Origin of the sequence: Hymenobacter terrestris (genome assembly GCF_013377905.1) — a bacterium.
In the GTDB taxonomy this organism is placed as follows: Bacteria; Bacteroidota; Bacteroidia; order Cytophagales; family Hymenobacteraceae; genus Hymenobacter; species Hymenobacter terrestris.
The window spans coordinates 1-11,932 of record NZ_JABKAV010000085.1 but is presented as its reverse complement, the minus strand read 5'-3'; the positions used below and the strand labels follow the sequence as shown (position 1 = coordinate 11,932).

Genomic DNA, 11,932 nt, shown 5'->3' with positions numbered 1-11,932 from the left:
ACCATAAGTCGTATTTAAAGCGTGTAAGTTATGATCAATTTGAGTTATGGATTAATTCATTATAGTGATTATATTTATATGAGTTACAATAGATTATATCAATGATTGTAGAAAATAATAATATGGTTGATAAAGTAGGGTGAAGGTGCAACGCTTGTTATTCAACTGGCCACTCCAAATCCAGGTATTGAGTCGCTTAGAAGCACGCGTTCGGTGTTATTCAATATAATTGACATGGTACTGCTTTTTGTAGGCATGGCTTATCCTTCCCCGGCCCCTTTTGTTGATGACAGCTTCTACACATGCGCGAACTCACCCCATAAGCTTTCAAGCCAATGACTGGGACGCTTCGGCTGACGCGTGCTAAAAATCAAGAGCGAGCACATAGCAAAAAGAACCCCTCTAAGTCAGTTCCCTTCTTCGAAGTACTCTTAGGGGTGGAAAAGCAGTTGGGCGGCCTACTTAGCAAACCACGAAGTAATGCGGTCAGCCCTTTTTGCCGTCAAAAGAGGGGGTAGCTACACCTTTGGCCGTTGAAATTGCCCAAGGCTACCGGGCAACTGATTAACGTTGCGTAAACACGCTTATTCTGCTTCGCTCTACAATAGGAAAAGCCTTGGTCAATCGGCCAAGGCTTTTTTGTTGCAATAAGCGGGAGGTGGGTCAATGTCAGGTACGCACCAATAGAACGGAATCAGCGCAAACGTAGCGAGGAGAGGTAGGCGATTGCTTCATCTCATTAAGTATACTAAAGCTGGTAGAAAGTGTGTAATTACAATAGCCTCTGTAGCATTACTGCATCAGCTGATACCAAGCTATCTTATACTGTGCCATACTTACTAATTAGACCTTGTTCGGTCCGCATTCTAAGACTGGTTATCGGTTTGCTAAGCCAACTGTTCTTGGTCGTTATTCCGCAGTTTTCCATCGTAAGCCATCCAAGCCGCTGTACCTGATAAATGATATTCAACTCTATCAGGATAAAACTCATCCCAGCCATCTTTCAGCCATGTGGTGCAACCACTCTTATTCTCCGCTATGATTAGCTTCACGGAGATAGTCCTCGGTTCCCCACCTGGTTTCGTAGCCACCAAGTCAGTCACTGAATGGTTAAGTCTATATGGTTTTCTACTTGACGCTTTTGTAGCTAAAGAAACCGTGCAGCGACCATTTCCCCGATCCTGCCTACAATACTATTATTACCCGCCAGTTCAGGGTGATGGTTGGCGTTTGCTATGAACTCCTGTCGAGCTTGTAAATACGTGAATGCGATATTCCTCAAGTCATCATAATTGGGTATAACATTGGATCTACAGCTTAGATATGGGGAGCAAGTATATTTATTACACGTGGTATTTTATTCCAATACTATGAATTTGTGCGAAGAAAGGAATTTTAAGATACAAAAATTTCGTGTATATTTGTAATATGAGAGGCGTTAGCTTAATCGAAGGTATCTTCCTCTCATCATGGACAAGCTCTCACGAGAGATGCCCACCACAGTATTTAAGCTGGCTTCCGATTTCGTTAACTGGTTCAAATCATCCGTGCTCACAAGCTACTTGGCAAGGAAGTGTAGAATGATATTCTTAACCTTCCTTTTGTGGATAGCTATTCCAGCTACCCTTGTGACAATGAATCGCACGTACAATGATTTGAAATCTTTAAAAATAGAAATCCCTATGGAAAAAAAACCGAATGCACCTTTTGAACAAAATAAAAAGAGCGCGGACGTGGCAACCATAGAACTTAATTCGAAGCTTGCGCAAAGAAATGTTGGGTATGCTATATAGCTGTTAAAGGCAAAAAAAGAGGTGACAGTAAACTGTCACCTCTTTTTTGTTTTAGCTTTTGAGGATTTTAGCTGACCCCTTTTTGTTAAATCTGAGTTGGTGGCGAACCGGTAATTAACTTGCCTATTGGGGGAGTAGGGCTGATTCCTTTACGCGCTGATGTAAATGGGATTCCTAACTGAGGGAAAACTGTTGAGGTCGAGTTGAATTCCTCATCTTTCCATAGATCAACCACTTTCATTTGGTTACCATATTTACGAGCAAGATTAGCGAGCCTTTTGTCACCGGTATAAAGGCATTCTGCTTTGTTAATTATAGCTGTACCTAAGATCAAGAGATCATACTTGAAAGCCACCTTCAACGAAGTAGTGCCCGGCTCATAAAGTTCTTTCCAGCTCTGGCCCTCAGCGTTCCATATTTTCCCGCAAAGTGCAGCAACCGGAGTATCCACTACTGCAATACGGGGGAAAATAAGAGTGAGCTGTTGCATGATTTCTGTAGATCGCTCTGCCCCGACTGGAGCGAGCAGCTCTGTTATCACGGGAGCAGGAAGCATTAGTTGTTTTTTAGCTCTTTGAAGATTCACAAGAATCTGTTTGGCACGCTCTATCATGTGCTCTTGTCCCTCCCTGCACTCTTCTTTAATGCTCCAAATGCAAAACATGGAGTCGACACAAACTAAGCCTGCCATAGTAGAATTGTAAGAGGACGATTATGAATGAAGGAAAGAGTCAACGTCCTCGATTTCATCCCAATAGGTTCCTAATAGATCACGTAACCTATCAAATGCTTCTACAGGTGGAACTGGGTTGTAATCAGTGAAAGATTCAATCTGGAAATCTGTGAGTTCATAATTGGAGACTGTCCATGTCGCGTAGCCTTTAAGTGCCACCTTACTGTAGAGTTTAGCACCAAGTGAGCGGGCTACTGCCTGCTTTACATTACAGATGATGATCTGGCCAGTATCCAATGATATTCTTGCGCGAGGCTCACGACCACCAATTCGGGTCACCTCCCCATAGAGGATTGTTTCGCCACGAACTATTCCCGATGCCGCAACCTCAATTTTAGTGTTCGGTTTAATAGAGGCGACTACCTGGTTATCAACCATGAAGTCCCCTTCGCATCCCCTTGTGCGAATGACTTTCCTTACCTGTTGGAGATCTTCTATAGTTTTAACCGGTAACCCACTATAGTCTTGGATAGCCAAGGCTGTCGTAATTGCAATGAATACAGATGTAAACAGCGCTGGAATATTGGGAACGAGCCTAAGGCCGTTACTTTGATCGACTACGTCAACAAGACTAATGTAAAACTGCTCAGCTTTCTCTCCTTCTTCCGCTTCCAATAGCGTCTTAAAAGCGCTCTCTAAGTGCATAATTATCTCCGCGACCTCTTTCGCTGAGAAGGAAGTGGGACTAGCTCCACCTCCATGCAAACGGAAAAGGAATTCCGTAACATGAGAGACTTGCGTCTTCATAGATGCCATTGGAGAGGAAAAAGAGAATGCAATTCAAGAATACGAGTCCTGAAAGGGGCCTAAAGGTAATGATTGTCGCGACCTTTGCTTAGCCTATACTAGTCACTTACGCATTGCATTAGTAAACTGCCGCTAATGAATGATATGTGGGATGAGTGCCCCATTATGGGACAGTGAGATTTAACCCGGCTGCGGACGTCTACCCCCGTCTATCAAAGGCAATAGTATAAACTAGGGTTAAGTCAAATCAGCTAAAACTTCGAGATTTTATAGATCTCAATTAGATAGCAGGATTACGCATATTACCCAAAAACCACTCTTGCAAAATACAATGTTGAAAAAACTGCCCCTAATAGCAGGCTTCGTGCTTATGGCTTCTTACAGCCAAGGCCAGTCGTACAACAACATCAGCAACTACCCCTTGCTTAACGGTGTTATAGGTCGCAGTAGAGCAGTAGCACACGCTAACTTGGCTAAGGCAGGGTATAAGCTAATGACTTACCAAGAGGTTTGCGTGAAGGAGCAGGAGGCCTACTCTAAGGACTTCTTCGATATGACTGCCCACTACCGGTATCTACCTAAAGCGGGCAGTACCAAAGCACCATACTATGTAACTGTCGTTTTTAACCCCGAGGCTGGGCCTAATGCGGCGGCCATTGAGTGGAATGAGTACATGACGCCTGGCCGGGGCGACGTAATGGATAATGTCCTTAAGACACAGGGCCTTCATTTGTATGATACCATAGAAGGTAGCGTCAGCGGACCGTCAGCTACCGCTATGTACTTCCGAAACGCACAACGATATCTCATTTTCAACGGCCGTGATGGTACACGATTGGTTAAATTTACCTTAGCCGTAAAAAGCGACTAGTTTTGTCAGCAAGAGCTTAGCTGTTCGGGTTACTCACTGGCTACTTCATCGTCAGTGGAGAAGCTAGGACGCTAATAGTAACCCGTACGTAACCCGATGTTTCAAAAAGGCGCTCTATTTATGTTTAAAGAGGCTTTTTCAGCTATTAGGACTAAACTGATAATGATAGGCCCGCCCGGCGCGGGCAAAACGATGTTGGCCAAACGCCTACCCAGTATTCTGCCGGCCCTTAATATGCAGGAGGCGCTGGAAACTACCAAAATTCATTCAGTGGCCGGCCGGCTCGGCAGCCACGCCTCGCTCATCCATACCCGGCCATTCCGGGCGCCGCACCACACTATTTCTGATGTGGCGTTGGTGGGCGGAGGCAGCAACCCGCAGCCGGGCGAAATCTCGCTGGCCCACAACGGGGTGCTGTTTCTCGATGAGCTGCCCGAGTTTAAGCGGACGGTTCTGGAGGTGATGCGCCAACCGCTGGAGGAGCGCCGAGTAACCATTGCCCGGGCCAAGCTCAGCATCGAGTTTCCGGCCAATTTTATGCTGATTGCCAGCATGAACCCCTGCCCTTGTGGCTACTACAATCACCCCGAAAAGGAGTGTGTGTGCGGCCCCGGCGTGGTGCAGAAATACCTGAACAAGGTGAGTGGCCCGTTGCTCGACCGGATTGACCTGCATGTGGAGGTGACGCCCGTTACGTTCGACCAGATGACCGAAACGCGCCCTGCCGAAACCAGCCGGGCCGTGCAGGCGCGCGTGGCCGAGGCCCGCCAGCGCCAGGCGGCCCGCTTCGAGAGCTTTCCAGATATCCATTCCAACGCCTTGATGCCCTCCCAGATGGTGAAGGACATTTGCCGCATCGACGACGCTGGCCGCGCGCTGCTTAAAACGGCTATGGAGCGACTTGGGCTCTCGGCCCGCGCCTACGACCGGATCCTTAAAGTAGCCCGCACCATTGCCGACCTGGCCGCTGCCGAGCACATCGAGCTGCCCCACTTGGCCGAGGCCATTCAATACCGCAGCCTCGACCGGGAAGGCTGGGCCGGATGACGTCCTTTAGCACTCACCTCCAACCACCTCACTTTTCATGTATCACGCCCTCGTCAAGCCGCTGCTATTTAAGCTCGATGCGGAGAAGGCACACCACCTGGTGTTCGATAACCTGAAGCGCGTCCACAAGCTGCCGGGCGCGCGGGTGCTGCTACGGGGCCTCTACGACTTCCAACACCCCAACCTGGAGCGGGAGGTGATGGGGCTGCCATTCCGCAACCCGGTGGGGCTGGCCGCGGGCTTCGATAAGAACGCCGAGCTGACGGACGAGCTGGGGGCGCTGGGCTTTGGATTTGTGGAAATAGGAACGGTAACGCCCCGCGCCCAGCCGGGCAATCCCACGCCCCGGCTGTTCCGGCTCCCGGCCGATGGCGCGCTCATCAACCGCATGGGTTTCAACAACGACGGGGCCGAAGCCGTGGCCGCCTGCTTGCGCCACCGCCGCGACCGGGGCCTGATTATCGGCGGCAACATTGGCAAGAACAAAGACACACCCAATGCGCAGGCCGCCCACGATTACGTGGCCTGCATAGAGGCCCTGCACGAGGTGGTAGACTATTTCGTGGTCAACGTATCGTCGCCGAACACGCCCAACCTGCGGGCCCTGCAGGAGCGGGAGCCGCTGATTGAGTTGCTCCAGCAGGTGCAGGAGCGCAACCAGACGCTGCCCACGCCCCGGCCGCTACTGCTCAAAATCGCACCTGACCTCACCAACACTCAGCTGGATGATATTCTGCTCATTGCCCGCGAAACCAACCTCAGCGGTCTTGTAGCCACCAATACCACCATTGCCCGCACCGGCCTGACGACGCCCACCGACCATGTGGCCGCGTTGGGGGCTGGTGGGCTCAGTGGGCGCCCACTGCGGCAGCGGGCCACCGAGGTTATTCGCTACCTAAGCCGCCACAGCCGCGGGCAACTGCCCATCATCGGCGTCGGTGGTATTCATTCGGCGGCCGATGCGCGCGAGAAGCTGGAGGCCGGTGCCTCATTACTTCAGGTGTACTCGGGCTTTATCTATGAGGGTCCGAGGCTAGTAAGGCAGATAAACAAGGCATTGGTTGCGGATGCCAAACGCTAACAGTTTCTTACCTGTTGGTAAATGAGCTGTTGTTCGTTAATGCGATATTATTATTGATGAAGTAATATGTTTTCATCCTCAATTATATATGATATGCTTCGTAGTTAATGTTTTTTTAATAAAATATACTGTATTTTAAAGAAGGGTAATTAAAATGTAAGTAATTGTATAACATGTGTTTGTGTTCCGCGTGTGTTTTCTAAGAAGATGATATATCTATTATGTTTTTGTATTTTTAATTTGCTTGTTAATTATATTTTAACTATATTTGTAACATATCAAAAATATATTTTCACTAAACCTTATTAAATGCACTACGCAATCAATGAAATCACCAGTATTCCTAACAATCAAGTAAAGAAGCTGCACGAGCAGGGTATTAAAACTGCCGATGCGCTTTTAGATGCGGCCCGCACACCTGCCGACCGTCGTGCTCTGGCTTCGGCTACGGGTATCGAAGAAATCAAGATTTTTAAGTGGGTCAATTACGCCGACCTGTCGCGTATTGATGGGCTCGACCCGGAACTGACTACGCTGCTCGAAGAGGTAGGTATTACTACCATGCTGGATTTGCGTGGCCGTTCGCCATTCAGCCTGCACAGCAAAATGGTTTCGACCAACCAGAAACGTAACCTGGTGGATCAGGTGCCGGACATGTTGCACATGGCCGACATTGTGAATCATGCTAAAAGTATGGAGCCCGAAGTGTCCTACAAGGACTGATCAGGCAATGCGGCATAGCACCCGGTCGGTTATACTCCCTATTCCCGCCGACTGCTTTTTCCGGTGCTACCATTCCACCCTGCGTTTGAGTTCCAATGCCAAAGTGCCATCCTGCTCATAGGATGGCACTTTGGCATTTAGTGCGTTTTAAGGCGCGCTATTACGATGGCAAAGCCTTTAGCCTTATAGCCTGTTCACGGATGGGCAAGCTGCTTCAAGGTGGCCGGTTCAGTAGCAGGGCCAAGCCACTATTGAAGTTGCTGAGCCGGCTGCTACCGCGTTAGAGCCGCATGCCGAGACGCCACTCAATCACGTCGGCCGCCCCGCGATGCACCTTTAAGTCGACGCTGCCGAATACGCGGGGCGTGAAGTGGTATTTGAGGCCCAGGCGCTCGTAGTAGAACTTGTTGGATTTGTAGGGATTATAGACGTAAAAGCCCAGGTGCGAAACGAAGGCCAGCCGCCCGAACAGCAGCTCGTGGCCCACGTAGGCTCCGGCCTTCTTCACGTCGGTGAGGCGGTCGGTGGTGCGGGCCGAGTCGCGCTGTTGGGCATTCAGGCTCCGGTCGTAGAACCCTTCGAGGCCGACTACAAGGTTGGATTTGCGGTTGATGCGACGGCCCGCGGCCAGGGTAATCGAGTTTACCAAGTAACTCTGGTTGTCCGACTGGCTCCATTGCTTCCAGCCAGCCGAAGTGCTGACATTGAGAAAGTTGCGACCCACATCTTCGGGCATTGGTTCGGGGGGCTGGCCGAGGGGCCGGAAGGGGCGCTGCTGGTGGTAGTTGATGCCCACGAGCACCGTGGGCAGGTTGATGCCGAAGTTGGGCTTGGTAGTAGCCCCGTTCGAATAATGGTTCAGCCCCAGCCCCAGCAGCAGGCCAAACTGCTCGGTGAGGGCTATATCGTACTCCAGGCGGGCCTGAATAGTGGCGTTGAGCCGGGAGCTGATGATGTTGTTTTTGTGGTTGGTGGCTTGGTCGAAACGCTCCGGGAAATAACCCACGCCGGTACCGATGCGGAAGTTGAGTTCGGTGCGCCGGCTACGCCAGAACGATTTGTTGAGGTAGAACCCGGCCGCATAGGAGCGACCCAGCGTGGGGTTGTGGTAATCGTAATAGGTGAGGGCCAAGCCTATTTTGGGGTAGCGGTACCAGGCGTGCCAGGGCGCGCTGCCGTTCGTCTGGCGCTGCACATTCAGCTCAACGCCCGTAGGGTGCGACACGGCCAGGTGGCGAATGGAGGGCGTGTGCGGGATAATAAAGCTCCCTAGCCCGTGCACCCCTACCACCAGCGGCCCCGCCGGAACAGTGGCTGACTGCTGGGCTCGGGCCTCACGTAGGGCTAGCACCGCCAGCCCGCCGACCAGCCCTAAAACGTACCGATTCATCATAAAAAGCGCGCGGGCATAAAGATCAAAAGTAATGAAACGTACCCAAAGCACAGATCGGAAACCCGAGGCATTTCAAATTTTGGCAATCCATTAACAATGTGCAGATTAGCCGGAAACCACTGAGTTCCAGCTGTATCAACCTTAGGCTGCGAAGTAACCTTGCCTGCCACTCTTACGATATGAGGCCCTGAAACCACGAGGAGCGTGACTGTGATAGGCGGCGAAGTGGTTGTAACCCGCGTTTTAATTCCCTTGCGATTATGAAAAAGATTGCTCTCCTGGCCGCCATTGGCGTTGCCTCTATTTCCGCTGCACACGCTCAGGACGCCGGTGGCTTCCGCATTGGCCTGAAAGTAGGGGGTACCTACTCCAATATCTCGGGCGACAACGTGGGCCAGATTACCGGCTCCAACTACAGCGCCGACCTAGGCGACTATAAGCTGGGCTACAACGCCGGTATTGGCGTAAGCATCCCACTTTCGTCTGATGGATTTTTCTCTTTTGCACCCGAGCTGCTCTACAACCGCAAGGGCTACGAGCTGACCTCTACCCAGTCGAGCGGCTTCAACCCCGGTACGGTTAACGGAAAAACCATTGACAAGCAGGAAACCGAGCAGCAGCGCGTACTGCACTACCTCGATGTACCACTGCTGGCCAGAATTAATGCCGGCGGACTGTTCTTTGAGCTGGGTCCGCAGGTGAGCTACCTGTTCGGTTCGAAGGTGAAAAACCAGGTGACGACCAAGTACACGGATGGCAGCAAGGATAAAGTAGAAGATAACAGCGGCTTCCGCGACTACACCGGTGTAAGCCGCGACGATGCCTACAAGTCTGACTTGGCCCAGTTCGACATCAGCGGTGTGGCCGGCGTAGGTTACATGACGGAGGGCGGCATCAGTCTGGGCCTGCGTTATGCCCGTGGCTTCAACTCGCTCATCGACACCAAAGACCAGGACAACGAGCCCAAGGCGTTCAACAACGCCTTCACCCTGCAGCTCGGCTACCTGATTCCGACCCGCTAACCGGCGCTACGCGTCGTACATTATAAAGGCTGCTCTCCTGCTGGGAGAGCAACCTTTTTTTGTGTACTGATAAGCCGGTTATGCCGGCAGCCTGGGCGCGTTTAGCGAGTAGCTATTAGCCAAGTTGGCAACCAGCCGGCGACCGAAAAACGCTTGTGTGCCTTGTGCAAACGGCTTCGGAAGATGACGGACTACAAACTTTCCGCGTAGCTTCGCCCCCGATTTTACCGCCTATTTCCGAAGCCAACGCACATGAACAAGCTTTTTCTTTCTTTGATACTAACCGGCGCCACCGTGGGCCTGTCGGGTACGGCCGTGGCCCAGCGCAATGTGTCATTGGGCATAAAAGCAGGGGCTTCACTGTCCAATTTTGTGGGTAAAGATGCCAAGGCCTACAAGGATATTGTAGGGTTTCAGGCCGGCGGCTTTGCCAACATCGGCTTTACTAAGCTATTTGCCTTCCAGCCCGAAATCATCTACTCGCGCAAGGGTGGCGAGCTCGAACTGCCCGGCCTGACCACGCGGCTCGATTACGTAGATGTGCCGCTGGCTTTCCATGCCAACGCCGGTGGGCTGTTTTTTGAAGCCGGGCCGCAAGTGGGCTTCCTGGTATCAGCGAAGGACAAAATCGGCAACGCTACCGTCGATGTGAAAGACATCTACAACACAGTCGACTTCGGCTACCTGTTTGGGTTGGGCTACCAGCGCAAAACCGGCCCCGGCATCGGGCTGCGCTACAACGGCGGCTTCACCAACGTGCTCGAGTCTGTAACAGTCGGCAACACCACGTTCCAGAACCAGCGCCGCAACAGTGTGTTCCAGCTTTACGCCACGTTCTCGTTCCAGGGCCGGTAATGCCACCAACACGTATCTCCGCCTTGCCCAAGTGGCTTGTGGGCTGGCTGCTGCCTGTACTGCTGCTGCTAAGTACTGCTGCTTCGGGGCAGCGGGTGCTGCTGGGCCTGAAAGGCGGTGGGGCCTTTAGCAAGGCCATTGGCCCCGATGCCACTGCCAGCCGGCTACGCTTGGGAGCCACCGTGGGGCTGCTGGTGCGCCTGGAACTGCCTGTTGGCTTGGCGCTACAGGCCGAAGGGCTGTATGCCCAGCGCGGCGACAACGGCAACAGTTACGGTTTTTCGGTGGGCCACCGCCTCGACTACTTGGCCGTGCCGCTGCTGCTGCAGTACCACCGCGACGGGCTGTTTGTGGAGGGCGGCGCGCAATACGGCTACCTGCTGCGGGCCACCCCCAACGAGCCACCCGCTATCCGGCTGGACGAGCTGGCCTTTGAGCCACGCGACTTGAACTTTGTACTGGGCGTAGGCTTTCAGGACACTTCGGGCGTGTCGGTGGGTTGGCGTTATGTGGGTGGGCTTAACAACGTGTTTCAGCCTGGTCAAACAAGCGGCACCGGCCAGCGTCGGCTGCGCAACAGCAGCCTGGAGTTGTACCTGAATTTTGTGTTTGAGCCCCGGCAGGTAGGCCAGCTTACAGTGGCCATTGGCCGTGGCATCGGGCGGGGAGCCCTTGGGGCGGTGCGGCTGATAGGCCGGGCACCGGGTACACTGTTCCGGGTAGTGCAGCGGCGCCAACGCCCGCCCACCCAACTACCGGCTCCTGACGCCACGCCGCCCGTCCTGCCAGACTGATTGGCCACGCCCGTTTCGATGGGCTGCCCGGGTAGTAGCTGGCCTGTAACAGCATTACACATCAGAAAGCGTGTCAGAATAGCGCATTCGGCCGTCTGGTATGCGCCAGCTGAGAAAACGCACTATTCTGGCACGCTTTTCGTCCTGCCAATGTTTATACCCACTTTTCTCAACTAAACGGGTTTCTCCTATGAAAAAGTCTCTGCTGGCTGCGGCCGCTCTGCTCGCTACTGTCGCCGTTACCGAAACCAAAGCCCAGGGTGTCCGCCTTGGCCTGAAAGGCGGCGCCAACCTTTCTAATCTTTCCGGCGACCTGGTAAACAAGGATGGCTACGACTACAAAGTCGGCTTCCACGGTGGCCTGATGCTCAACGTCGGTCTGATTGACGACGGCTTCCTCTCGCTGCAGCCCGAAGTGCTGTTCTCACAGAAAGGCTATGAGTACGACAGCAACCAAGCGTTCGGTACGTTCCGCCGCGAGGGCGACGTTACGTACAACTACATCGATGTGCCGGTGCTGCTGAAAGTGAAAGCCGGCAACCTGTTCTTTGAAGCCGGCCCCCAGTACAGCTACCTGCTGAAGGTGAAGGATGAGTCGACCCGTTCGCTCGGCGGTACCTTAATTGCCCGTACGGAGGCCGAGAGAGACTTAAAGAACGTGAACCGCAACGAATTCGGCTACGTGGCCGGTCTGGGTTTCCAGTCGGATTCGGGCATCATGCTGGGAGTTCGCTACAATGGAGCCCTTACCGATTTCGCCAAGAACGAAACCTACAACAACGGCGAACTGACTAATGCCCGCAACCAGGTATTCCAGGTTTCGCTGGGCTACCTGCTGCCAGGCCGGTAAGCAACTGGCGTGGGGTTTGGCTT

At 52.6% G+C, this 11,932-nt stretch carries 11 protein-coding genes and 1 pseudogene; 9 read left to right on the top strand and 3 right to left on the bottom strand.

Annotated elements, in window-relative coordinates; all coding sequences use genetic code 11:
* Window positions 1-1,469: 1,469 nt before the first annotated feature.
* Window positions 1,470-1,793: a hypothetical protein gene (locus HW556_RS16835; protein WP_176901286.1), complete on the top strand. Its 324-nt coding sequence runs from the start codon at window positions 1,470-1,472 to the stop codon at window positions 1,791-1,793.
* Window positions 1,794-1,878: 85 nt separating this feature from the next.
* On the opposite strand, the gene HW556_RS16830 is transcribed toward HW556_RS16835, so the two are convergent.
* On the bottom strand, window positions 1,879-2,484 hold the full coding sequence (locus HW556_RS16830; protein WP_176901285.1) for a PIN domain-containing protein: 606 nt from the start codon (window positions 2,482-2,484) through the stop codon (window positions 1,879-1,881).
* A 21-nt stretch (window positions 2,485-2,505) separates the two neighbouring features.
* Window positions 2,506-3,273: a hypothetical protein gene (locus tag HW556_RS16825; protein WP_176901284.1), complete on the bottom strand. Its 768-nt coding sequence runs from the start codon at window positions 3,271-3,273 to the stop codon at window positions 2,506-2,508.
* Between the two features lie 331 nt (window positions 3,274-3,604).
* Between HW556_RS16825 and HW556_RS16820 the strand changes: the two genes are divergently transcribed.
* The 4 genes and pseudogenes from HW556_RS16820 to HW556_RS16805 all read left to right on the top strand — a co-directional run bounded on the left by HW556_RS16820 (window position 3,605) and on the right by HW556_RS16805 (window position 6,995).
* A complete protein-coding gene (locus HW556_RS16820; protein ID WP_176901283.1) occupies window positions 3,605-4,144 on the top strand; it encodes a hypothetical protein in 540 nt (179 codons plus the stop codon).
* A gap of 156 nt (window positions 4,145-4,300) precedes the next feature.
* Window positions 4,301-5,191, top strand: a pseudogene (locus HW556_RS16815) (YifB family Mg chelatase-like AAA ATPase); the annotation flags it as partial.
* 37 nt (window positions 5,192-5,228) lie between these two features.
* Window positions 5,229-6,272, top strand: coding sequence for a quinone-dependent dihydroorotate dehydrogenase (locus HW556_RS16810; RefSeq protein ID WP_176901282.1), 1,044 nt, complete (start codon window positions 5,229-5,231; stop codon window positions 6,270-6,272).
* 309 nt (window positions 6,273-6,581) lie between these two features.
* Complete coding sequence (locus tag HW556_RS16805; protein ID WP_176901281.1) at window positions 6,582-6,995, top strand: DUF4332 domain-containing protein; 414 nt, start codon at window positions 6,582-6,584, stop codon at window positions 6,993-6,995.
* Between the two features lie 280 nt (window positions 6,996-7,275).
* On the opposite strand, the gene HW556_RS16800 is transcribed toward HW556_RS16805, so the two are convergent.
* Window positions 7,276-8,388 carry an acyloxyacyl hydrolase gene (locus HW556_RS16800; protein ID WP_176901280.1) on the bottom strand — a complete coding sequence of 371 codons (1,113 nt, stop codon included), beginning with the start codon at window positions 8,386-8,388 and terminating at the stop codon, window positions 7,276-7,278.
* A 260-nt stretch (window positions 8,389-8,648) separates the two neighbouring features.
* On the opposite strand from HW556_RS16800, the gene HW556_RS16795 reads away from it, so the two are divergent.
* From HW556_RS16795 to HW556_RS16780, 4 genes are all read left to right on the top strand, one after another.
* Window positions 8,649-9,410, top strand: coding sequence for a porin family protein (locus tag HW556_RS16795; protein WP_176901279.1), 762 nt, complete (start codon window positions 8,649-8,651; stop codon window positions 9,408-9,410).
* 252 nt (window positions 9,411-9,662) lie between these two features.
* Window positions 9,663-10,265: a porin family protein gene (locus tag HW556_RS16790; protein ID WP_176901278.1), complete on the top strand. Its 603-nt coding sequence runs from the start codon at window positions 9,663-9,665 to the stop codon at window positions 10,263-10,265.
* Between the two features lie 23 nt (window positions 10,266-10,288).
* On the top strand, window positions 10,289-11,059 hold the full coding sequence (locus tag HW556_RS16785) for a porin family protein (protein ID WP_176901277.1): 771 nt from the start codon (window positions 10,289-10,291) through the stop codon (window positions 11,057-11,059).
* Between the two features lie 190 nt (window positions 11,060-11,249).
* Window positions 11,250-11,909: a porin family protein gene (locus HW556_RS16780; RefSeq protein ID WP_176901276.1), complete on the top strand. Its 660-nt coding sequence runs from the start codon at window positions 11,250-11,252 to the stop codon at window positions 11,907-11,909.
* The last annotated feature ends 23 nt before the right edge of the window (window positions 11,910-11,932 follow it).